Origin of the sequence: Vibrio sp. V23_P3S9T160, from assembly GCF_963886625.1 — a bacterium.
Classification (GTDB): domain Bacteria; phylum Pseudomonadota; class Gammaproteobacteria; order Enterobacterales; family Vibrionaceae; genus Vibrio; species Vibrio anguillarum.
In genome coordinates, this window is sequence record NZ_CAWPDB010000134.1 from 1 (window position 1) to 21,925 (window position 21,925).

The window sequence follows — 21,925 nt, forward strand, 5'->3', positions numbered from 1 at the left end:
CCTGTGACCCCATCATTATGAGTGATGTGCTCTAACCAACTGAGCTACGTAGCCATTTTTATTCTCTCTTTAAGTTTGCCTTAATGTCGAGAACGGAGCGCATTATGCGGATATGGCTCTAGAGCGTCAATAGTTTTTTTGAATAAATTCTTTGAAACCAACCGTTCGAACTTTTTTTGAACAAAGAGACGTGTTTGTGATCAAAAACGGTTAATAAATCATTAAGCTTATTGATTTTTCCTTGCTTGTCGCTAAGGTTGATTTTGAGAAAAAAACAAAAAAGCCAACAGAATCTGTCGGCTTTAATGGTGTATTAATGGCTGATTAACGAGTTATTTACACGTTGAAGCGGAAGTGGATAACATCGCCATCTTTTACGATGTATTCTTTACCTTCCAAGCGCCATTTGCCGGCTTCTTTGGCTCCATTTTCGCCGCGATATTGAATGAAATCATCATAACCCACAACTTCAGCGCGAATGAAACCACGTTCAAAGTCGGTATGGATTTTACCCGCCGCTTGCGGAGCCGTCGCACCGACCGGAATCGTCCAGGCACGCACTTCTTTTACGCCAGCGGTGAAGTAGGTTTGTAGCGTTAGCAGTTCGTAACCGGTACGAATCACGCGGTTTAGACCGGGTTCTTCAATGCCTAAATCGGCTAAAAACTCGGCGCGATCTTCTTCTTCAAGTTCAGATAGTTCAGCTTCAATGGCTGCGCAAACAGCAACCACAGAATTGTTCTCTTTTTCTGCAAACTCTCTGACAGCATCAAGGTACGGGTTATTTTCAAAGCCATCTTCGCTCACGTTGGCGATATACATGGTTGGTTTCAACGTTAAGAAGTTGAGATAATCTACGGCGGCTAGCTCTTCTTTTGATAGTTCAACCGTGCGAGCCATACCACCTTCCGTTAATACAGGGAGTAGCTTCTCTAATACGGTGATTTCAAATTTAGCGTCTTTATCGCCACCTTTGGCACGTTTTGCTTGACGTTGAATGGCGCGTTCACAGCTATCAAGGTCGGCAAGGGCAAGCTCTAGATTGATTACTTCAATATCTTCAATTGGCGATACTTTGCCTGCTACGTGAACGATATTTTCGTTCTCGAAGCAGCGAACAACGTGACCAATCGCATCTGTTTCACGGATATTGGCAAGGAATTTGTTGCCTAAACCTTCACCTTTTGACGCGCCAGCCACTAGGCCTGCGATATCGACAAATTCCATTGTCGTCGGAAGGATACGTTGAGGGTTTACAATTTCTGCTAACGCATCAAGACGAAGGTCTGGAACAGGAACCACACCCGTGTTTGGTTCGATAGTGCAAAACGGGAAGTTTGCTGCTTCGATGCCCGCTTTAGTTAGTGCATTAAATAATGTTGATTTACCCACATTTGGTAAACCCACGATGCCACATTTAAAACCCATGACTGTAACCTTATTCAGCTTTGAACGTATGTAAGCGATTTTGTGCTTTAGTTAGACCATCTTTTAGTAAAATGTCGAAGCAACGAACCGATTCGTCAACCGCGGCATCTAGGCACTCTTGCTCTTTGGCGGGTGCTTTACCTAAAACATAGCCTGCTACTTTATCTTTGTGCCCCGGATGGCCGATACCAATCCGTAGGCGGTAGAATTCTTTGTTATTGCCGAGTTTGCTGATGGTGTCTTTAAGGCCATTATGCCCGCCATGACCACCGCCCATTTTGAACTTAGCTACCCCGGGAGGTAAGTCTAGTTCATCATGTGCCACCATGATCTCTTCTGGTTTTATCTGGTAAAACTTGGCGATGGCCGCCACGGCTTTACCGGATAAATTCATAAAAGTTGTTGGGATCAATAAACGCAGATCTTCACCATTAACCACGATACGTCCGGTGAAACCGAAGAATTTGGCTTCGTTTTTCAAGGTGACGTTATGAACTCTGGCTAATTCTTCTACTACCCAAGCGCCGGCATTGTGCCTCGTTTTGGCGTATTCAGGACCAGGATTCGCTAGCCCGACAAGAAGTTTGATTGGTTGGCTCAAGGTTAGGATCTCTTTGCAATATCAAAAGCGCGGTATGATAGCACACAAAAGGGAAAGGGTGCGAGGCGCTAAAATAACAAACGAAAAAGCACTTCATTTTTCAATGAAGTGCTTTAAAAGCATTTAAAACTCAGTAAATAAACTGAGTTTTAATTAAACATGGCAGAAATAGACTCTTCGTTGCTAATGCGACGAATCGCTTCAGCAAGCATGCTAGACAAGGTTAATTGTGTCACTTTGCCGGTTGCCGCCATCTCTTTAGATAGGGTGATCGAGTCTGTGACGATAACTTGGTCTAGTACTGAGTTTTTGATATTTTTCGCTGCGTTACCTGAGAATACCGCGTGCGTTGCGTAAGCAAATACACGTTTTGCACCACGTTCTTTCAACGCTTCAGCGGCTTTACACAAAGTGCCGCCAGTGTCGATCATGTCATCCACGATCACACAATCGCGGCCATCAACATCGCCAATCAGGTTCATAACTTCAGACACGTTGGCACGTGGGCGACGTTTATCAACGATTGCGATGTCGATATCACCTAATGCTTTTGCAGTCGCACGAGCACGAACCACGCCACCAAGGTCAGGTGAAACCACAACAGGATCTTCTAACCCACGCGCTTTCATATCTTCAAGCAACACTGGCGTACCAAAGATGTTATCTACTGGGACGTCAAAGAAGCCTTGGATTTGTTCTGCGTGAAGGTCGATGGTCAAAACGCGGTCAACACCAACGTTTGAAAGGAAATCTGCAACAACTTTTGCAGTAATCGGTACACGAGCAGAGCGCACTCGGCGGTCTTGACGGGCATAACCAAAATATGGGATGACAGCAGTAATACGGCCTGCTGAAGCACGGCGCATTGCATCAATCATCACTACTAATTCCATTAAGTTGTCATTAGTAGGAGCACAAGTAGATTGAATAATAAATACATCGCTACCACGAACATTTTCGTTGATTTGCACTGCAACTTCACCGTCGGAGAAACGAGAAACAGTAGCATCACCAAGAGAGATGTATAGACGTTCAGCAATACGTTGGGCTAGTTCAGGTGTGGCGTTACCAGCAAATAGCTTCATATCAGGCACGGTGGAAACCTCAGGGTTGCGTCCAGTTTTTAAATAGGTCGGGTGTTGGCGAATTGGTATTCAGCCAGAGTCTTTTTCAGTGGCGAAATGTTACACCCTAAGGCGACAAACGCGAAGACTGTGTCAGGGAGCTTGGCAAGGACAGCTTCCGCTTCTACTTTGCTAGAAAATTCGGCAAAAACGCAAGATCCCGTCCCAGTCAATCTTGACGGCGCGTATTGTAGCAGCCATGAAAGTTGCTTATCAACCTCTGGGTACAGCATTCGGACAATTTTTTCGCAATCGTTTTCGTAAGGGTGTTCGAGAAGCGTTGCTAGCGCTCGTTTTGGCGTGTTCCTTATCAATTGGGGATGAGTGAAAATATCTTTCGTTGCAATGCTCACATTAGGCCGAACCACCAAATACCATTTTTGCTTTGGTTCGGTTTGGGTCAGTTTTTCACCTACGCCTTCAGCAAATGCGGCAAAGCCATGGACAAAAATGGGAACATCCGCCCCGAGTGTTAAACCGAGCGTAGCGAGTTCTTGCTGTGATAAATTGGTTTGCCATAAGTAGTTCAGTGCAACAAGCACGGTTGCAGCATTGGAAGAGCCGCCACCGATGCCACCTCCCATTGGCAAAACTTTATTTAATTCAATGCTCGCGCCATAGCGGCATCCACTTGCCTTTTGTAAGGCGATGGCCGCTTTCCAAATCAAGTTGTCTTGTAGCGCAACGCCAGCAATGGCTGGTGTGAGAGTTATTTCGCCAGACTGATTGGCGGTAATGGTTAACTCATCACCAAAATCGAGAAATTGAAACAGTGTCTGTAATTCATGATATCCGTCGGCTCTTTGCCCGGTGATGTACAGAAACAGGTTGAGCTTAGCGGGTGATGGCCAGTGGGTTGGGGTGCAAATCATGGCGTTAGGGTCCACTTTGAAATGACGAGGTTTAATGAAACTTGATCTTGAGTCAGCTTCAGTTTGGCCGGAAGTGGCACTGAAGTGGAAGAAGCGGATGTTGAGACGAAGGGATAAGCTTGGTAGTTCAAATATTCCAAGTGCCAGCGGCTAAGCCCTAGCTGTTTATCTAACGATGCCAACAAATTATTTTGATTCAATTGAAAACCATCCGCCTCGGTTGGCAGCCCAAGCAGCCAATCTTGTAGCTGCTCAATGGGGATCGATAACCCAGTTAACTCGTAAACTAAAGCATCCGCATTCTGCGCATCGATGATTTGATCATCATATGTTTTGACCTGGGCGCCCTGCGGCGAGATGGAGAGATTTAAAACGGTCTGCCCTAAAAATGTTGAGAGACGAAGCTGGCTATGGTCGGCGTTTTTTTGCCAATGAAAATTGAGGGATTGGCGCTGTTGTGGTGATATATAGCCGAGTTTTCCGCTGGCTTGGTACTCGCGGATCGTTTGCAATTGCTGTTGGTGTTGCTGCCAGCCGACGCTCTCGACCCTTGTTGAGGGTAAGTTTGTGCAACCAAAGAGTGTTAGCAGAGTGAGGAGAGTTAAAATCAGTCTATTTGCGCGTGTCATATCTGCCCATTATTTACACAGTGAAGGCCGTAAAAACGCCTCACTATATCATTGATATCACGAAGTCGGGAAAACAAATCCCTGTTGCCCTTTCATTAAAACAGGGCATCAAGTAAAATTCGGCTCCTATTTACATTTCCTGAACCGAGAAACCTCTATAGATGTCCTTGCTTGCTATTGGAATAAATCACAATACAGCGTCGGTAGAACTGCGAGAGAAAGTGGCGTTTGGTCCTGATAAATTATCAGAAGCCTTGCGACAACTTGCGTCCAGTTCCAGCGTTCAAGGTAGCGTTATTGTCTCTACCTGTAATCGCACGGAAATTTATTGTGATGTAAAATCATCGAGCAAAAGTAAGTTAATCGATTGGTTGTCTCAGTTCCATCATGTGAATCCTGAAGATCTTAAACCGAGTTTGTATGTACACGAAGAACAAGCCGCTATTCGTCATTTGATGCGAGTGGCTTGTGGTCTGGATTCACTGGTATTGGGTGAGCCGCAGATTTTAGGGCAGGTGAAGCAAGCCTATGCGGATGCTCGCGAGCATAACGCGGCTGATTCAGCGATTGAGAAACTATTTCAAAAAGCATTCTCGGTAGCTAAGCGTGTGCGCACCGAAACCGAAATAGGCGGCAGTGCGGTCTCGGTGGCTTATGCTGCTTGTACGTTGGCAAAGCAGATCTTTGAATCACTCTCTGATTCAACGGTAATGTTGGTTGGGGCGGGTGAAACCATCGAACTGGTTGCGAAGCATTTAGCAAGTCATCAATGTAAACGTATGATAGTCGCCAACCGAACCCGCGAGCGAGCGATGGGGCTTGCACAGCAGTTTGACGCTGAAGTGATTGCACTCAATGAGATACCTGACTATCTCGCTCACGCGGATATCGTCATCAGTTCAACCGCCAGCCCACTGCCGATTATTGGCAAAGGGATGGTAGAAAGTGCGATTAAAGTGCGCCGCCATCAACCCATGTTACTGATTGATATTGCCGTGCCTCGTGATATTGAATCGCAGGTCGGGGATTTAAACGATGCCTATCTGTATACGGTTGATGATCTTCAGTCGATTGTAGACAGCAATATGGAACAGCGTAAAGTTGAAGCCATTCAAGCTGAAGCGATTGTCAGTGAAGAGAGCGCTGCCTTTATGAGCTGGATGCGCTCCTTGCAAGCAGTAGACAGCATCCGAGAATACCGTCAATCGGCCAACGAAATTCGTCAAGAATTGCTCAGCAAAAGCTTGCAGGCACTGGCTGCAGGGGGCGATCCTGAAAAAGTGTTACTTGAGTTAAGTAACAAACTCACCAATCGATTGATCCACACACCAACCCGAGCATTGCAAAGCGCTGCCGAGTTAGGTGAACCGGCTAAATTGGCCGTGATTAGACAAAGTTTGGGTCTTGACGACCCTCGATAATATCCGTCACTCCGAATTAAAGAAGAAACTATGAAAGCGTCGATTTTAGTTAAGCTTGAATCCCTTGTTGAGCGTTACGAAGAGGTTCAGCGCCTGCTTGGCGAGCCTACCGTAATTAGTGATCAAAACAAATTCCGTACTTTGTCAAAAGAGTACTCTCAGCTTGAGGAAGTCACTAAATGCTTCCAAGCTTACCAACAAGCGCAAGAGGATTTGGTTGCCGCGGAAGAGATGACCAAAGAAGAAGACGCCGAGATGCGTGAGATGGCTCAAGAGGAAATCAAAATAGCCAAAGCGACGATCGAACGTCTCACTGATGAATTGCAAATTCTGCTGCTACCAAAAGATCCGAACGATGATCGCAACTGCTTCTTAGAAATTCGTGCAGGGGCGGGCGGTGATGAGGCGGGTATTTTTGCTGGCGATCTGTTCCGTATGTATAGCCGTTATGCTGAGAAGATGAGCTGGCGTATCGAAATTATGTCCGCTAGTTATGCTGAGCATGGTGGCTATAAAGAAGTGATTGCTAAAGTGAGTGGTGATGGCGCTTACGGTGTGCTTAAGTTTGAATCAGGCGGTCACCGCGTACAGCGTGTTCCAGCCACGGAATCTCAAGGTCGTGTGCATACTTCCGCTTGTACCGTCGCGATCATGCCCGAAATTCCTGAAGCAGAAATTCCAGAAATTAAAGCTAGCGATCTGAAAATTGACACTTTCCGCTCATCGGGCGCGGGTGGTCAGCACGTAAACACCACCGACTCTGCGATCCGTATTACCCACTTACCAACAGGCACGGTAGTTGAGTGTCAGGACGAGCGTTCACAGCACAAAAACAAAGCCAAAGCGATGGCCGTATTGGCCGCTCGTATTGCACAAGCGGAAGAAGCGAAGCGCGCAGCCGAAGTGTCCGATACTCGTCGTAACCTACTGGGTTCTGGTGATCGTAGCGACCGTATTCGTACTTACAACTATCCGCAAGGCCGCGTTTCCGATCATCGTATTAACTTAACCATCTATCGTCTTAATGAAGTGATGGAAGGGGATCTGCAAAGCTTGATTGATCCAATCATTCAAGAATATCAAGCAGACCAACTTGCCGCTCTTGCCGATCAACACTGATCTCATGACGTTATCTCGTATTGATGATGCGTTGAAAGCCGCGATTGCTCAACTCCAAGAAGGCGGCAGTGATTCGCCTTCTGTGGATGCAGCGGTGCTGCTTTGCCATGTACTGGATAAACCACGTTCTTATCTGCTGACTTGGCCTGAAAAGACCTTGAGCGAAACGCAGTCACGGCAATTTTGCTCGCTGATTACGCGTCGAGTGACGGGGGAGCCTGTGGCCTATTTGGTCGGGGAACGTGAGTTTTGGTCGCTGCCACTGAAAGTTTCGCCTTCGACATTAATTCCTCGGCCGGATACTGAACGTTTGGTTGAAATTGCGTTAGAAAAAAGCCAGCAGACGCAAGGGGATATTTTGGACTTAGGCACAGGAACTGGCGCAATCGCATTAGCGTTAGCGTCTGAGTTACCTGAACGTCATGTGGTTGGTATCGACTTACGCCCAGAAGCGCAAGCTTTAGCGTTGGAAAACGCGCAGCGTTTAACTATTACCAATGTCACATTTTTACAAGGTAGTTGGTTTGAACCTTTAAAGCTCGGTACAAAGTTTGCTTTAATTGTCTCCAATCCACCGTATATTGAAGAAAATGATCCCCATCTCACGCAGGGGGATGTACGTTTTGAGCCTTTAAGTGCGCTGGTGGCCAAAGACAAAGGCTTGGCTGACATTAAACACATTGCAGAGAATGCGCGTCACTATTTGCAGCAACAAGGCTGGCTGCTGTTTGAACATGGTTATGATCAAGGGGCGGCAGTCAGAGCGTTATTTGAGTCACTCGGCTATCACCATGTAGTGACAGAAAAGGATTATGCGGGTAATGACCGAGTGACACTGGGTCAATATTCGCACTCAGAAGAGAGAGCATCATGTACGAAGGATTAAAACATTTTCATCTACTGACCATTGCGATCAGTGCACTATTGTTGTCGGTACGTTATGCCTTGATGATGATGGATTCCAAATGGCTGCAACACCCTTTTTTGAAACGTTTTCCTCATATTAACGATTCGCTGTTGTTGTTATCGGGTATCGCGTTGATTGTGATGTCTGGTTTTATCCCATTTACCCCAGCCGCACCTTGGTTAACTGAGAAGCTGACTTGTGTGATGGCGTACATTGCGCTGGGCTTCTTTGCGCTCAAACTGGGTAGGAATAAGCTGTTGCGTACCTTTGCTTTTTTGGGCGCATTAGGTTGGCTTGCTATGGCGGGAAAAATCGCCATCGTAAAAACGGCTATGTTTTTAGGCTAACAGCATCCGAGCGGCATTATGTTTGAATGGTTCGATGAAGATTTTGATGCAATGGAATTGGTGGAAGGGGCGCTGATCTTAAACAAGGCCGTCAATCCTGAAACTGAGGATGAATGGGCACGCCAAGAGTTGGCCCGTTTGCTTACACAAGCAAAACACGAGTTAGCTAATGAACAGGATGAAAAACAGCGTTTCGAAGCGTTGTTGCATCTGTTTTACCAACAATGGGGTTTTCGCGGTGACAGAGAGGCTTATTTTGATTCACGTAATGCCTTCATCGATAAAGTATTGCAGCACCGCAAAGGTATTCCCGTCAGTTTAGGTGCGCTGTTGCTCTATTTTGCGCGCAAGCTAGGCTTTCCTTTACAAGGTATTACCTTTCCCACACAGTTTTTATTGCAGTTGCATTGGTGCGATGAATCACCGATTTATATTAACCCTTTTACTGGTGAAACCGTCTCATTACATATACTACAAGCGTGGTTAGTTGGGCATAAAGGGGTCTTGTCTCAGCTGAAATCGAGTCATTTGGAAGTGACAGATAATCCGACGGTGATCGGTCGTTGGTTGGCACTACTAAAGAGCGCACTATTAAGAGAAGAGCGTTATACCTTAGCGCTGCGTTGTACTGATTTAGCGCTGACTTTTGTTCCTGATGATCCGTATGAAATCCGCGATCGCGGCTTTATCTATCAGCAACTGGATTGTCACCAAATTGCCTTATCCGATTATCAATACTTTATTGATCATTGTCCGAATGATCCGGCGGCTGAGTTATTAAAAAATCAAGTTAATGCATTAAGCTTTGAAGCTATTACGCTGCATTAACCGCTAAATGAGAGAGAATAAAATGGAACAAAAAATCGTCCACGTGGGTGATATTCCCGTTGCTAACGACAAACCGTTTACTCTGTTTGCTGGAATGAACGTCCTTGAATCCCGTGATTTAGCGATGCAAATCTGTGAGCATTACGTGAAAGTGACCGATAAACTCGGCATCCCTTATGTGTTTAAAGCTTCTTTTGATAAAGCAAACCGCAGCTCTGTTCACTCTTATCGTGGCCCCGGCTTGGAAGAGGGAATGAAAATTTTCCAAGAGCTAAAAGAGACCTTTGGCGTCAAAATCATCACTGACGTGCACACAGAAGCTCAAGCTCAGCCTGTGTCTGAGGTGGTTGATGTGATTCAACTGCCAGCGTTTCTTGCTCGTCAAACTGACCTTGTCGAAGCGATGGCGAAAACAGGTGCAGTGATCAACGTGAAAAAACCACAATTTATGAGCCCTGGCCAAGTGGGCAATATCGTGGAAAAATTTGCAGAGTGCGGCAACGACAAAGTGATTTTGTGTGAACGTGGTGCTTGCCATGGCTATGATAATCTGGTCGTTGATATGTTGGGTTTTGGTGTGATGAAAAAAGTATCAAACGGCAGCCCAATTATTTTTGATGTGACCCATTCACTGCAAATGCGCGACCCTTCTGGCGCAGCTTCTGGTGGGCGTCGTGAACAGACAGTTGAGTTAGCAAAATCAGGTCTTGCTGCCGGGATTGCGGGCCTTTTTATTGAAGCGCATCCAAACCCAGATAAAGCGCGTTGCGATGGTCCATCGGCACTGCCTTTGGATAAACTTGAACCTTTCCTCGCACAAATGAAAGCGTTAGATGATTTGATCAAGAGCTTTGCTCATATCGATATCCGCTGATTTTTTGTTGGATCTACCACTCATAATTTGGCCACCGTAAGGTGGTCAAATTTTATCGAATGTTTCCCAAACCTGTTTATCTTGTCTAAGTGCTCACTTTTCCTTATTTTTTCGTTTTTAGGAAAGAAAACGATTGCCTGTGATCCATTAAAATTTCACGTGTAACCTGTGGCAACCGTTACATTTTTGAATTGATTTTATAGTGATCAATTCTACATAAATATGAAATCAATCTGTCACCTTTGAGATGTTAATTTAAACTGGGTCAAGTTTATTGGTATGGCTTGATTTTGTGTTTGCAACGTTGACCATGACCTCCCCCTCACAAGCAGTGGATTTTTCAAGTTCAAAGGTATGATAATGAAACAACGTCTTATTCTAAAAACAGCGCTCAGCGCGGCTATTCTTACAGCCCTTATGGGTTGCGCAACTCAACCCACTCATGAGTGGAAAGAAGATACGACTTATAAACTCACCGTGTTACACACTAATGACCACCACGGTCGTTTCTGGCAAAACAAATATGGCGAGTATGGTATGGCTGCACGTAAAACGCTGATCGACGATCTTCGCTCTGATATTGAAGCTGAAGGCGGCAGCGTACTGCTTCTTTCTGGTGGCGATATTAATACCGGAGTTCCTGAATCTGATCTGCAAGATGCAGAGCCTGATTTTAAAGGTATGAGCAAGATTGGTTATGATGCGATGGCGTTAGGTAACCATGAATTCGATAACCCGCTCGAGGTTCTGTTTAAGCAAAAAGAGTGGGCGAATTTCCCAATGCTGTCGGCCAACATTTACGATAAAGCGACCGGAAAACGTCTATTCCAAGCCTACCAAATGTTTGATAAACAGGGCGTAAAAATAGCGGTTATCGGTTTAACGACTGAAGATACCGCTAAAATCGGCAACCCTGAATACATTGGTGGTATTGAGTTTAGAGATCCAAAAGAAGAAGCGAAAAAACTGATCGCAGAAATTGAGAAAACGGAAAAGCCGGACCTTATTTTTGCCGTTACCCACATGGGCCATTATGAAAATGGTCAACGTGGTGTGAATGCACCGGGTGATGTTGCGCTTGCACGATACTTGGATGAAGGTTCTCTCGATATGATCGTCGGCGGCCACTCTCAAGAGCCTGTCTGCATGGAAGGCCCTAATGTGGTGAAGAAAAACTTCCATCCGGGAGATGAATGTAAGCCTGATATGCAAAACGGTACTTACATAGTGCAAGCGCATGAATGGGGTAAGTATGTTGGCCGTGCGGATTACGAATTCCGTAATGGTGAACTGAACATGGTGAGCTACAACCTGATCCCCGTAAACTTGAAGAAAAAAGTGAAAGTGAATGGCGAGAGTAAGCGCGTACTGATTCAAGATCAAATCGCTGAAGATCCAGAAATGCTTAACTTTTTGCGCCCATATCAAGAACAAGGTCAAGAGAAACTGAATGTGGTCATTGCACAAAGTAATGGCAAGTTAGAAGGGGATCGCAACGTTGTGCGTTTCCAACAAACAAATTTAGGCCGTTTGATTGCACTTTCTCATATGGAACGTGCAAAAGCCGACTTTGCGGTGATGAATTCTGGCGGCGTGCGTGATTCGATTGATGCAGGAAAAATCACTTATAAAGATGTGCTTAAAGTACAACCTTTTGCCAATATTCTCACTTATACCGATATGACCGGGGCTGAAGTGTTGGATTACCTCAATGAAGTGGCGACCAAACCTGTTGATTCTGGCGCTTATGTACAATTCGCGGGGATTTCGATGACAGTGGCCAATGGTAAGGTATCGAACGTCTTTATTGGTGATAAGCAGCTCCGTTTGGACGAAACGTATCGCTTCACCGTGCCTAGCTACAATGCAGCTGGTGGTGATGGTTATCCAAAAATCTCCGATCACCCAGGTTATGTCAATACAGGCTTTGTGGACGCGGAAGTATTGAAAGATTACCTCGAAGCACACAGTCCAATTGATGTGAACCAATATGCGCCAGCGGGCGAAATTGTCTATAAGTGATAGCGCGATAAAGAGTTTGACTCATTGTGAGCAATCATTTTAACTAAAGGCGGTGCTTAGGCATCGCTTTTTTATCGGCACTAATGGTTACTTTGAGATAAGCACGATGACACCTGCGATTGATTTGGCGAAAAAGAAAAAGATTCCTCACACTCTCCATCAATATCAACATGATCCTAATCACAGCAGTTATGGTTTAGAAGCGGCTGAGGTTTTGGGACAAGATCCGAAAAAAGTGTTTAAAACACTGCTGTTTTGCTTAAATGGCGAGCCGAAAAATCTCGCTGTCGCGATTATTCCTGTTGATCAAAAATTAAACTTAAAGCGTGCGGCCAAAGCGGCTAAGTCGAAAAAAGCGGAAATGGCTAATCCAGACATAGCGCAAAAAACCACGGGTTATGTGGTCGGTGGCATTAGCCCACTTGGGCAGAAAAAAGCACTACCGACCTTCATTCATCTCAGCGCAGAAGATCAATCGACCATCTGTGTCAGTGCAGGTAAGCGCGGTTTAGAGATTGAATTGGCACCGAGCGATCTTGCGTTATTAACGCGAGGTGAGTTTGTTGAATTGTGTCAAGAATAGAGAATAAAAATCCGGCCTCGATTGAGGCCGGATTGACTGGCAAAATTAGTTCTTCAGTTTGATCTCTTCTTCCATCTGGGCGTTATCCACCACATGGTTTTCTCCTAAGTCATTAGGAAGGATCAAGTTTAGAATAATGGCTACGATACCGCATAAGCTGACACCTTGTAGGCTAAACTCTCCGATACCAAAGGCCATGCCGCCGATACCAAACACTAATGTCACTGCCACAATCACTAAGTTGCGAGACTTGTGAAGATCGACATGATTTTTAATCAGTGTGTTTAGGCCAACCGTTGCAATTGAACCGAACAGCAAAATCATAATGCCGCCCATTACTGGAATTGGAATGGTTTGCAGTAGCGCGCCCAGCTTACCAACCAATGCTAATACAATCGCGGTGATCGCAGCCCAAGTCATGATTACTGGATTAAAGGCTTTCGTCAGCATTACGGCGCCTGTCACTTCGCTGTATGTAGTGTTTGGTGGCGCGCCCAGCATCGAGGCTGCGATGGTGGCAACACCGTCACCCGCAATGGTGCGATGTAGCCCAGGTTTCTTGATGTAATCTTTACCGGTGACGTTTGAGATCGCGAGCATATCGCCCACGTGTTCGACTGCCGGAGCAATTGCTACTGGGATCATGAACAAGATCGCGTTGATGTTGAACTCAGGGAAAGTGAAGTTCGGCATTGACAGCCAAGCCGCTTGCGTAACAGGAGTAAAATCCACTACACCAAAATAGAGGCCCAAAAGATAGCCTGCAAAAATACCGCCGCAGATCGGCAACAGTTTGAGAAAACCTTTGGCAAAGACGCTAATCGTGATGGTGGTTAACAGTGAAACGCAAGAGATCCACATCGCTACATCTGAGCTAATCAGTTGTACTGAACCATCTCCAGTTTTACCTAGCGCCATGTTTACAGCAACAGGCGCAAGGCCTAAGCCAATCACCATGATCACCGGGCCAACGACCACAGGAGGTAAAATTTTGTGGATGATTTCTACACCACGGACTTTGATGATCGCCCCCAGTAGTATGTAGACAAAACCAGCGGCCACTAAACCGCCCATCGTTGAGGCGACGCCCCAAGTTTGGATGCCAAACATAATCGGTGCAATAAAGGCAAAGGAAGAAGCAAGAAAGATGGGGACAGAGCGGCGAGTAATAAGTTGGAATAAAAGGGTACCGACACCGGCGCCAAATAGTGCAACATTAGGATCAAGCCCAGTTAACAGCGGGACAAGAACCAGCGCACCAAATGCGACGAAGAGCATCTGTGCGCCTTGGATGGCATTTTTCATCATGATTTCCCTGAAGCAAAATAAAAATTCGCGGGATTCTATCACTTTTGCAAACGATTGCCATTGAAACTAGATCAAATAAAGTCACAAATGTTGATGAAATTATCACCGAACTCTGCCGTGGATTCCTTGCCGCGGACCGGATAGTTGCTTATCATCGACGTTCACAAAACAGATCATAGGAACAGTATGCGCTATTTAGCTATGTTGGTGATGAGCTTACTCACTCTCCCTGCTTATGCCTTAACTAAGGTCGACTTATACCATACCGAAGTCGTGATTGATCAACAGCAAGACAATGCCGACGCGAATGCTCGTATTAAAGGGATGAGCGAAGTGATTGTTCGAGCTTCAGGTGATAGGAATGCGGTGAACAATGAGGTGATTCAAAAAGCTTTAAGGCAGAATTCGCAATATTTAGCGCAAATCAGTTATGGTCAAAATGGGGCGCAATCTTCGATTGCCATGGGGTTCAGCGCACCGCATATCCGCACATTATTAACTCAAGCTCAATTGCCATTTTGGCCTGAAAACCGAGCTAATGTTTTAATTTGGTTGATTGAAGAGTCAGGTTACGAGCGCAGCATTGCATGGGAACACTCTGGTAGCAGTACGCTAAAACAGCTTAAAGACGCGACTCAAACTCGCGGTTTGCCTATCACAGTGCCTGTGGGTGATTTTGATGATATTACTGGTGTGGAAGTATCGGATTTGTGGGGCGGTTTCGTGCAGCCTATCAGCATGGCTAGCCAACGTTATCCAACCGATGCGGTATTGGTGGTCAGAGTACAAAGTAATGGTGTGCGTTGGAGTTTGTATGATCAACCCGCCGCTCAAATGACACAAGCCACGAAAGCGCCACTGTCTGGTCAAGCGTCTGGTGACGATGCCATTGAACAAATGGTCGATCAATTGAGTGATTACTATGCAAGAAAGAGCTCGGTTATCGTAGCCAGTGAATCCTCTTCTTCGCTGCTTGCTCGTTTTAGCCCGATTGATGATGCGATGGATTTCTTTACCTTGGAGAATAAGTTGAAGCGCTTAAGCTCTGTTGCTTCTTTGGACATTCTCAAGATTCAAGGTGAGGAAATTACTTTCGAAGTGCATTTGTTGGCTTCAGAGTCCGAGTTTGAGCAAGAAGTGCTACGCATGGGCAAAGTCGCTAAAATTGACGACCCACAGCCAGAGAGTGTGCCAACACAGCTTACCCCAGCAGCAGAGGTTGATGATTCTGCTGTGGAGTCAGGCTCTTTGCAAGTCATACCTGAATCGTCATTATCTCCGGCCATCACTGAACCAGTGAAGCGAGTGCTCTCTTTTGAGTGGCAAGCGTAAAGTACTCAGTCACCCCTTGAACAAATGCTGAGATAATCAAAAAGAGCCCATCAGGGCTCTTTTTGCATGAGAAGAATAGGCAATCCAGTCATGGATTGACTCTATGGTTGATTATCGTGGGTAAAATTGGCTTTCTCTTGTTTTTCTACTTCAGATAGACGCTTGAGTTTCAGTCCGAGCTCTTTACCGCGATGGCGAGCATACAAGGTATTACCGACAAAAGCGGCAAATGTCAGTAGCAGTTCCACTACCGCTAACCAGCGCTCCCCTCCATCAACATAAATCAGCGTCAATGCGTGTAGAAAGTAGAGCATTAAAACAAAGTTGGCCCAGGCGTGAGTGTAGGGTTTTCCGGCCAAAATTCCCGGTAATGGTAAAAGCAGTGGGATAACCCATGCAATGGCCAATGCAAGATGATTAAGATGAGGGTGAGGAGAGAGCGATAATTGCCATAAAACTACCCATATAATTAGGGATAAGTTACTCAGTAAAGCTAGCCATCGGTACTGCTTGGTGCTTGGCATCATTTCTGCCGTCATAATCTGTCCTTTAATCGGCTGGCTAGCATTGCCAGCCGTTTTCCTAAATTTTTAGCCAGTTCACTTTCGTGCGTAGTGAGTTGTGGCGAGTGTGTTGCGACATGGCTTGCACCATATGGCGTGCCTCCAGCGGTTGTGGTATGCAGTGCAGGCTCTGAATAAGGGATGCCAACGATTAACATGCCATGATGCATCAGTGGCAGCATCATACTCTGTTGCGTACTCTCTTGGCCGCCATGCAAAGAGGATGAAGAAGTAAACACGCAAGCGGGTTTATCAATTAATGCGCCGCTAATCCATAAAGGGGTCGTTTGGTCCCAAAAATGCTTCAGTGGCGCGGCCATATTGCCAAACCAGACTGGACTGCCAAAAGCCAAACCATCACATTGCTTTAACTCATCCAGAGTCAGGTAGGGATCGGTCGTTTGCTCTGCATGATTGTCTAGCGCCGGAACGGTGCGCAAGAGCGCTATTGCGCCTTGTGCTTCAATTCCGCGTGCGATTTGCCGTGCCAGTGCTTGCGTTGAACCGTGCCTGCTGTAATAAAGTACGACGACTTTAATACTCATAAAATCTCAAGTACTTGCTCTGGTGGACGGCCGTGGCGCGCTTTACCATTGGCGACAACAATGGGACGCTCAATCAACTTAGGGTGCGCGGCCATGGCGGAAAACAGCTGATCATCAGTAAGTGCCTCATCATTTAGGCCAAGTTCTTTATAGAGCTCTTCTTTAGTGCGAATCATGTCACGAACCTGCTGTAGCCTGAGTTGAGCATACAAGGTTTTTAACTGATCGATGGTTGGCGCTTGCTCTAAGTATTTGATGATCTGTGGCTTTAACTGGCGGTCTTCCAGCAGTGCCAGAGTTTCACGACTTTTTGAGCATTTCGGGTTGTGATAAATCACGACTGACATAACTTCTCCTCGTTGTATTGTGATTATTGGAGTGATAAAAATCGGTCTCGTTGCACCATCAATTGGTCAATGCGTGCATCGTAGCGAGCTTGTTCTAAGCTGCCAAGTTTCGCAAGTTGGCTCGCTTGAGTGTAATACTGAATCGCTTTATTCCAATTGGCTTTGAGCGCTAGAAGCTCTGCTCGCGCGGCGAGATCTTCTTGGCTATTACCAATGCTGATACTCGCTTCTGAGAGTAAATGCCAGCCGTTGGGATCATTTGGGTTGTCATGGGTGTAGCGCTGTAATACTCGAATAGCGTCAGATAATTTATCTTGTTTTAACAAGCTGTTGGCGTAGTTAATTGTTAAGGTTGGATTGTTCGGTTTCTGTTTAAGCGCCTTCTCTAGCAAGGTTTGCGCTTTATCCGCTTGATTTAGATCGATATAAAGATCGGCCATCGCATCAAGATAGAAATTGTTTGTCGGGTCTTGCGCAACCAGTTTTGATAAAATTGCCTGTGATTTTTCGAGTTGCTTACTATCGAGATAGACCAAGGCGTTACCGTATTGGAAGGCTGGGATGAGAGCTGCATTTTCTTTTTTCTCCGCACGCTTAAACCAATCAAGAGCGGCTTCATTATCAATTCCAGCATAGCGAGCAACAATTCGCGAGCGTGCTAAATGATAATCCAACGAAGGTTGAAGGCGCATAAGCGGGTAGTGTTGGGCGCGCTCACGGCTGTCGGTAATCCGATCTTCTGGCAGCGGATGGGTCAGTAGCATCGGTGGCGGTTTACTCGCGTAACGGTATTCATCGGCGAGGCGGCCAAAAAACCTTGGCATGGCTTGAGCATCAAACCCCGCTTTGGCTAGCGTTGCAATACCAAATCGGTCGGCCTCTTTTTCATTACTGCGCGTATAGTTTATTTGGCTTTGCATACTGCCTGCGGTGGTGGCGGTAATGGCGGCAATGCCCACTTCAGGTGCCGCAATCGCCAGTAACAAAGAGCCTGCCAATGCGGCGATTGTTGCTGGTGAGCGTCTGGCTTGGTCTTCCATACTGCGTGCTAAATGGCGCTGCGTGACGTGGGCAATTTCGTGCGAAAGAACCGAAGCGAGTTCGCTTTCTGTTTGTGCATGCAAAAACAACCCAGAGTGCAACGCAACATAACCGCCAAAGAAGGCAAACGCATTGATGTTGCGATCGCGGATCATAAAAAAGGTAAACGGCGTTTTTACATCGTTGGCATTGGCAACCAATTTATGCCCTAGGCTATCGATGTACTCGTTTATCACCGGATCATTGACGATTGGCTGGCTGTTACGCAGCATGCGCATATAAGCATCGCCATAAATAAGCTCTTGATCAATCGTCAAGGTTGAACCTGCTACTGTTCCAATGTCCGGTAGCTCTATGGTGTCGGCATAGCTCAAGGAAGGGGCGTTTATCGCCACAGTAATACAGAGGCAAAGTAAGGATCGAGCGCGTTTAAACTTCATATTTGTCAGTGATATTCCGTGATCTTCTTGTCTGTATGACATTGAATGTGTGAATTGGTTTCCAACTCAAAATAGCGGCCAAAAATTGTAGAGAGAGAAGAGTAAGCCAGCCGGTGTTTGAGTATCGATAAACACTGGCATGCCAGTCAAAACTCGATACAATGGCAGGCCTATATTAAGCATTGAGCAGAAGAATGGAACCAAATATTCTGGATTTACGCCAGCAGCGTTGTCCGATGGCTTTATTACTTGCGAAGCGTCACACTGTTCAATTGGTTTTGGGTGAGGTATTAAACATTTGGCTCAACGACGTCAGCTCAGGACAGGATATAGAAAAATATTTGTCTGCTCATGGCTTTCGTTGCCAGTGGAACACGTCACCCGGCTATTTTGGGCTAAAAGTAATTAAGGAACTCGATTAAATGTTTGAAATGGTAACTCGTTGGTATCAAAGACGCTTTTCTGATCCGCATGCCGTTAGTCTGGTTGCTATCCTATTTTTTGGTTTTATAACGATATATTTCTTCGGTCATTTGATTGCGCCCTTGTTAGTCGCGATTGTCCTTGCATATTTACTGGAGTGGCCAGTGATGCAATTGCGCCGTTTTGGGCTTCCTAGGACAGTTTCTGTAATTTTGGTTGTTTTGCTATTTGTTGGTTTGATGCTGTTGGCTATCTTTGGTTTAGTTCCAACCATTTGGAAGCAGGTTGGTAATTTAATTAATGACATCCCTAATATGTACAGCGGATTACAAACCTTTATTTTAAGTATTCCTGAACGTTATCCAGAACTCGATAACTTACAGATTGTTGAGTCTGTAATAAGTAATGCGAAGAATCAGGCTTTAGGTATGGGGGAAAGTGTCGTTAAAGGGTCACTTGCTTCTCTTGTAAGTTTAGCCACCTTGGGTGTCTATCTCATTTTAGTGCCGTTGCTGGTGTTCTTTTTATTGAAAGATAAGAATGAAATGTTGCGAATGACCAGTGGGTTGTTGCCACGCAACCGTAAACTCGCTGCTAAAGTATGGCAAGAGATGAACCAACAAATCTCAAACTACATCCGTGGAAAAGTGTTAGAAATACTGATTGTCGGCAGTATCAGTTACGTCACTTTTGCCATTCTTGATTTACGCTATTCGGTGTTGCTTGCTGTGGCTGTGGGTCTATCGGTTTTGATCCCTTATATTGGCGCGGCCGCTGTGACAGTGCCAGTTGCCATCGTTGGTCTCTTCCAATGGGGCATGACGCCGCCGTTTTACACATTATTAATTGCTTATGGCATCATCCAAGCTTTGGATGGCAACGTATTGGTTCCCGTTCTATTTTCTGAAGCCGTTAATCTACATCCCGTTGCTATCATTGTCGCGGTGTTAGTCTTTGGTGGGCTATGGGGGTTTTGGGGCGTATTTTTTGCAATTCCTCTTGCCACTCTAGTAAAAGCAGTATGGCATGCTTTGCCCAGCACTGATGAACCTGTTGTTGAGGCTGAATCACCCTAAAATCACTGAATTATAAATAAAAAATAGAGAGTAAACAGAATCTCTAAGGAAGCCTAAACCGTAATCGTTTTGGGCTTTTTTTTTGCCAAATAGTAAATATTGATTAGACTGAACTAAGTGGATGTGTAAAAAAGCTATAGATTTTTTGTAACTTGGCGATAACTAACTATAACCACAACAATGATAATTAATTTGGCATCAATGAGGGATACTTATGAAGTTTAGCCAAAAAATAGTTGCAGCTTCTTCTGCACTTCTGCTTGTTACCGTCTCGCTTATTTCCATTCAGCAACTGAGCATTGTGCGCTCGGAAATAGAATCCCTAGTTACAAAAAGTCTGAGTGAAATGGAAGCTGGGGTCAAAAACACCATTGTTTCTGAAATGGAAAGTAAAAAAACCTTGGCTCAATCGACGACTGAAGTGATTGAGCTTGATCCGCTCAACCGGGATTACGTTAAAAATATTCTTGAAAAGCCGAAATTGAAAAAAAGCTTTTTAGCCATAGGGTTAGGGTATGAATCCGATGGTAAAGTGGTGGAGAATGATGACGGTTGGGAACCAAGCGGTGACTACGATCCTCGCAAGCGCCCTTGGTTTGTGGATGCTAAAGCATCGAAAAAACTTATCGTTACAGCGCCGTATGTCGATATTTCTACCAAAAATGTGATCATTTCTATTGGTACGCCTATTTACGATCAAGGTCGATTCTCTGGTGCCATGTTCTACGATATGGAATTGACGGGTTTAGCTGAATTGGTGAACTCTATTAATTTATTCGATGCGGGTTACCTCTTTATTGTTTCAGGTGACGGAGCGACGATTGCCCACCCTGATACCAAAAATAATGGTGAGAAGTTATCGACTTATTTACCACAAGTGACTCTGAAAGAGGGGGACCAACAGATTGAAATTGATGGTACCCGTTATCTCGTCAGCTTCACTCATATTCCAAGTGAGAACTGGTACATCGGTGCGATTGTTGATGAATCCATCGCCTTCAATGCGATTGGCGTATTACGCAATAGCTCTATTATCTATACGTTAATTGGGCTTGTGTTGAGTGTGATTGGCTTGACGCTACTGATTAAAGTGTTAATGCGTCCATTAGGTGTGCTCAATGAAGCGATTCAAGATGTCGCCTCAGGGCAGGGGGATTTAACCAAACGCTTGGATACCAATACGGACCAAGAGTTTGCTCAACTCGCATCAGGGTTTAATACCTTTACTGAGACGCTGCAAAAGCAGATCACGCAATCAAAAGCGATTGGTGAAGAGATCATGCGTGGCACAGAGCTCACGGTGCAAGGTGCTCATGAGTCAGCAGAAGCGATGCGCACTCAGTTACAAGAGTTAGAGCAACTAGCCACTGCAATGCACGAAATGGCAGTGACATCGACAGAAGTCGCCAATAATGCGCAAGGTGCAGCAGCAGCGGCGAAAGAAGCCGATGAAGCAACGCAAGATGGTTCCAGTGTGGTCAGTGAAACGACATTGTCGATCGACAATTTATCGGCCCGCATTGACCAAGCGGTGGAAGAGGTGAAAGGCCTAGAGTCCGCGACGGCAAATATTGAAACTATTTTGAAAGTGATTAATGACATTGCTGATCAAACTAACTTGCTTGCCTTAAACGCGGCGATTGAAGCGGCTCGAGCGGGTGAATCTGGCCGTGGTTTTGCCGTTGTTGCTGATGAAGTGCGTACACTAGCTCAGCGCACTCAGCAATCGACCACTGAAATTCGCAGTATGATTGAGCAATTACAAGCAGGAGCGAGTTCCGTCTCTTCAGCTATGAATGAAAGTAAAACGACGGCTGTTGATGCGGTGAATAAAGCGAAAACGGCAAATTCGGCATTGAACCGTATTCGTGATGCGATACAAGTGATTTCGGACATGAATATCCAAATTGCATCTGCGGCAGAAGAGCAAAGCCTTGTGGCTGAAGAGATCAACACCAATACAGTGAAGATTAAAGATTTGTCGACGCAAGTGGCACAATCTGCTGAAGAAGCCAATCTCGCAATGCAGGTTCAAACGGAAAACGTTCGTGAGCAAGATGCTCTGCTCAATAAGTTCATTGTGTAATTACACATC

22 protein-coding genes are annotated in these 21,925 nt (G+C 45.5%); 12 read left to right on the forward strand and 10 right to left on the reverse strand.

Annotated features, from left to right (window positions below; genetic code table 11):
• Positions 1-336 precede the first annotated feature (336 nt).
• The 5 genes from ychF to lolB form a co-directional block, all read right to left on the reverse strand.
• Positions 337-1,428, reverse strand: a complete 1,092-nt coding sequence (gene ychF, locus AACU59_RS11300) for a redox-regulated ATPase YchF (RefSeq protein WP_013857965.1) — start codon at positions 1,426-1,428, stop codon at positions 337-339.
• A gap of 10 nt (positions 1,429-1,438) precedes the next feature.
• Positions 1,439-2,029, reverse strand: a complete 591-nt coding sequence (gene pth, locus AACU59_RS11305; RefSeq protein ID WP_013856262.1) for an aminoacyl-tRNA hydrolase — start codon at positions 2,027-2,029, stop codon at positions 1,439-1,441.
• Between the two features lie 149 nt (positions 2,030-2,178).
• On the reverse strand, positions 2,179-3,123 hold the full coding sequence (locus AACU59_RS11310; RefSeq protein WP_010320509.1) for a ribose-phosphate pyrophosphokinase: 945 nt from the start codon (positions 3,121-3,123) through the stop codon (positions 2,179-2,181).
• 29 nt (positions 3,124-3,152) lie between these two features.
• Positions 3,153-4,025: a 4-(cytidine 5'-diphospho)-2-C-methyl-D-erythritol kinase gene (ispE, locus tag AACU59_RS11315; protein ID WP_088732771.1), complete on the reverse strand. Its 873-nt coding sequence runs from the start codon at positions 4,023-4,025 to the stop codon at positions 3,153-3,155.
• Positions 4,022-4,654, reverse strand: coding sequence for a lipoprotein insertase outer membrane protein LolB (gene lolB, locus AACU59_RS11320; protein ID WP_017045762.1), 633 nt, complete (start codon positions 4,652-4,654; stop codon positions 4,022-4,024). The genes ispE and lolB overlap by 4 nt, the downstream gene beginning before the upstream one ends.
• Before the next feature lie 161 nt (positions 4,655-4,815).
• On the opposite strand from lolB, the gene hemA reads away from it, so the two are divergent.
• The 8 genes from hemA to ybaK all read left to right on the forward strand — a co-directional run bounded on the left by hemA (position 4,816) and on the right by ybaK (position 12,755).
• Complete coding sequence (gene hemA / locus AACU59_RS11325; protein WP_047687796.1) at positions 4,816-6,075, forward strand: glutamyl-tRNA reductase; 1,260 nt, start codon at positions 4,816-4,818, stop codon at positions 6,073-6,075.
• A gap of 30 nt (positions 6,076-6,105) precedes the next feature.
• A complete protein-coding gene (prfA, locus tag AACU59_RS11330; RefSeq protein WP_013856266.1) occupies positions 6,106-7,194 on the forward strand; it encodes a peptide chain release factor 1 in 1,089 nt (362 codons plus the stop codon).
• A 4-nt stretch (positions 7,195-7,198) separates the two neighbouring features.
• Positions 7,199-8,080, forward strand: a complete 882-nt coding sequence (gene prmC, locus AACU59_RS11335) for a peptide chain release factor N(5)-glutamine methyltransferase (RefSeq protein WP_017045760.1) — start codon at positions 7,199-7,201, stop codon at positions 8,078-8,080.
• A complete protein-coding gene (locus tag AACU59_RS11340) occupies positions 8,065-8,448 on the forward strand; it encodes a SirB2 family protein (RefSeq protein ID WP_013856268.1) in 384 nt (127 codons plus the stop codon). Before prmC ends, AACU59_RS11340 begins: the two co-directional genes overlap by 16 nt.
• 18 nt (positions 8,449-8,466) lie before the next feature.
• The gene (locus AACU59_RS11345) at positions 8,467-9,276 is read left to right on the forward strand and encodes a SirB1 family protein (protein ID WP_094144681.1); all 810 of its coding nucleotides are present in this window, start codon (positions 8,467-8,469) and stop codon (positions 9,274-9,276) included.
• A gap of 22 nt (positions 9,277-9,298) precedes the next feature.
• Positions 9,299-10,150, forward strand: coding sequence for a 3-deoxy-8-phosphooctulonate synthase (kdsA, locus tag AACU59_RS11350; RefSeq protein WP_026028071.1), 852 nt, complete (start codon positions 9,299-9,301; stop codon positions 10,148-10,150).
• 360 nt (positions 10,151-10,510) lie between these two features.
• Complete coding sequence (ushA, locus tag AACU59_RS11355; protein WP_069212142.1) at positions 10,511-12,172, forward strand: bifunctional UDP-sugar hydrolase/5'-nucleotidase UshA; 1,662 nt, start codon at positions 10,511-10,513, stop codon at positions 12,170-12,172.
• A gap of 106 nt (positions 12,173-12,278) precedes the next feature.
• The gene (gene ybaK, locus AACU59_RS11360; RefSeq protein WP_026027304.1) at positions 12,279-12,755 is read left to right on the forward strand and encodes a Cys-tRNA(Pro) deacylase; all 477 of its coding nucleotides are present in this window, start codon (positions 12,279-12,281) and stop codon (positions 12,753-12,755) included.
• A gap of 45 nt (positions 12,756-12,800) precedes the next feature.
• Here the strand turns inward: ybaK and AACU59_RS11365 are convergent, their stop codons facing one another.
• The gene (locus tag AACU59_RS11365) at positions 12,801-14,060 is read right to left on the reverse strand and encodes a uracil-xanthine permease family protein (RefSeq protein ID WP_010320498.1); all 1,260 of its coding nucleotides are present in this window, start codon (positions 14,058-14,060) and stop codon (positions 12,801-12,803) included.
• Between the two features lie 189 nt (positions 14,061-14,249).
• Between AACU59_RS11365 and AACU59_RS11370 the strand changes: the two genes are divergently transcribed.
• A complete protein-coding gene (locus AACU59_RS11370; RefSeq protein WP_237666558.1) occupies positions 14,250-15,395 on the forward strand; it encodes a DUF2066 domain-containing protein in 1,146 nt (381 codons plus the stop codon).
• Positions 15,396-15,496: 101 nt separating this feature from the next.
• Here AACU59_RS11370 and AACU59_RS11375 read toward each other — a convergent pair whose 3' ends face one another.
• Genes AACU59_RS11375 through AACU59_RS11390 form a run of 4 tightly spaced genes read right to left on the reverse strand, consistent with a single transcriptional unit; the run spans position 15,497 to position 18,331 of the window.
• Entirely contained in the window at positions 15,497-15,922 is a 426-nt protein-coding gene (locus AACU59_RS11375; RefSeq protein ID WP_443280456.1) for a DUF2069 domain-containing protein, read from the reverse strand.
• Between the two features lie 8 nt (positions 15,923-15,930).
• Entirely contained in the window at positions 15,931-16,503 is a 573-nt protein-coding gene (wrbA, locus tag AACU59_RS11380) for an NAD(P)H:quinone oxidoreductase (RefSeq protein WP_094144684.1), read from the reverse strand.
• On the reverse strand, positions 16,500-16,850 hold the full coding sequence (gene arsC, locus AACU59_RS11385) for an arsenate reductase (glutaredoxin) (protein WP_010320494.1): 351 nt from the start codon (positions 16,848-16,850) through the stop codon (positions 16,500-16,502). The genes wrbA and arsC overlap by 4 nt, the downstream gene beginning before the upstream one ends.
• A gap of 23 nt (positions 16,851-16,873) precedes the next feature.
• Positions 16,874-18,331 (reverse strand): beta-barrel assembly-enhancing protease, encoded by a 1,458-nt coding sequence (locus AACU59_RS11390; protein WP_094144685.1) that lies wholly within the window; start codon positions 18,329-18,331, stop codon positions 16,874-16,876.
• Positions 18,332-18,525: 194 nt separating this feature from the next.
• Between AACU59_RS11390 and AACU59_RS11395 the strand changes: the two genes are divergently transcribed.
• The 3 genes from AACU59_RS11395 to AACU59_RS11405 all read left to right on the forward strand — a co-directional run bounded on the left by AACU59_RS11395 (position 18,526) and on the right by AACU59_RS11405 (position 21,916).
• A complete protein-coding gene (locus AACU59_RS11395) occupies positions 18,526-18,753 on the forward strand; it encodes a sulfurtransferase TusA family protein (protein ID WP_094144686.1) in 228 nt (75 codons plus the stop codon).
• A complete protein-coding gene (locus AACU59_RS11400) occupies positions 18,754-19,830 on the forward strand; it encodes an AI-2E family transporter (RefSeq protein WP_161437535.1) in 1,077 nt (358 codons plus the stop codon).
• A gap of 214 nt (positions 19,831-20,044) precedes the next feature.
• Entirely contained in the window at positions 20,045-21,916 is a 1,872-nt protein-coding gene (locus tag AACU59_RS11405; protein ID WP_094145232.1) for a methyl-accepting chemotaxis protein, read from the forward strand.
• The last annotated feature ends 9 nt before the right edge of the window (positions 21,917-21,925 follow it).

Bases quoted from the DNA above. Each gene is read 5' to 3' on its own strand.
- AACU59_RS11390 (WP_094144685.1), bottom strand. From the start codon at position 18,331: ATGAAGTTTAAACGCGCTCGATCCTTACTTTGCCTCTGTATTACTGTG.
- prmC (WP_017045760.1), top strand. From the start codon at position 7,199: ATGACGTTATCTCGTATTGATGATGCGTTGAAAGCCGCGATTGCTCAA.
- AACU59_RS11395 (WP_094144686.1), top strand. From the start codon at position 18,526: ATGGAACCAAATATTCTGGATTTACGCCAGCAGCGTTGTCCGATGGCT.
- wrbA (WP_094144684.1), bottom strand. From the start codon at position 16,503: ATGAGTATTAAAGTCGTCGTACTTTATTACAGCAGGCACGGTTCAACG.
- prfA (WP_013856266.1), top strand. From the start codon at position 6,106: ATGAAAGCGTCGATTTTAGTTAAGCTTGAATCCCTTGTTGAGCGTTAC.
- ybaK (WP_026027304.1), top strand. From the start codon at position 12,279: ATGACACCTGCGATTGATTTGGCGAAAAAGAAAAAGATTCCTCACACT.
- ushA (WP_069212142.1), top strand. From the start codon at position 10,511: ATGAAACAACGTCTTATTCTAAAAACAGCGCTCAGCGCGGCTATTCTT.
- ispE (WP_088732771.1), bottom strand. From the start codon at position 4,025: ATGATTTGCACCCCAACCCACTGGCCATCACCCGCTAAGCTCAACCTG.
- arsC (WP_010320494.1), bottom strand. From the start codon at position 16,850: ATGTCAGTCGTGATTTATCACAACCCGAAATGCTCAAAAAGTCGTGAA.
- lolB (WP_017045762.1), bottom strand. From the start codon at position 4,654: ATGACACGCGCAAATAGACTGATTTTAACTCTCCTCACTCTGCTAACA.
- ychF (WP_013857965.1), bottom strand. From the start codon at position 1,428: ATGGGTTTTAAATGTGGCATCGTGGGTTTACCAAATGTGGGTAAATCA.
- AACU59_RS11370 (WP_237666558.1), top strand. From the start codon at position 14,250: ATGCGCTATTTAGCTATGTTGGTGATGAGCTTACTCACTCTCCCTGCT.
- AACU59_RS11340 (WP_013856268.1), top strand. From the start codon at position 8,065: ATGTACGAAGGATTAAAACATTTTCATCTACTGACCATTGCGATCAGT.
- AACU59_RS11405 (WP_094145232.1), top strand. From the start codon at position 20,045: ATGAAGTTTAGCCAAAAAATAGTTGCAGCTTCTTCTGCACTTCTGCTT.
- AACU59_RS11365 (WP_010320498.1), bottom strand. From the start codon at position 14,060: ATGAAAAATGCCATCCAAGGCGCACAGATGCTCTTCGTCGCATTTGGT.
- hemA (WP_047687796.1), top strand. From the start codon at position 4,816: ATGTCCTTGCTTGCTATTGGAATAAATCACAATACAGCGTCGGTAGAA.
- AACU59_RS11345 (WP_094144681.1), top strand. From the start codon at position 8,467: ATGTTTGAATGGTTCGATGAAGATTTTGATGCAATGGAATTGGTGGAA.
- AACU59_RS11400 (WP_161437535.1), top strand. From the start codon at position 18,754: ATGTTTGAAATGGTAACTCGTTGGTATCAAAGACGCTTTTCTGATCCG.
- AACU59_RS11375 (WP_443280456.1), bottom strand. From the start codon at position 15,922: ATGATGCCAAGCACCAAGCAGTACCGATGGCTAGCTTTACTGAGTAAC.
- kdsA (WP_026028071.1), top strand. From the start codon at position 9,299: ATGGAACAAAAAATCGTCCACGTGGGTGATATTCCCGTTGCTAACGAC.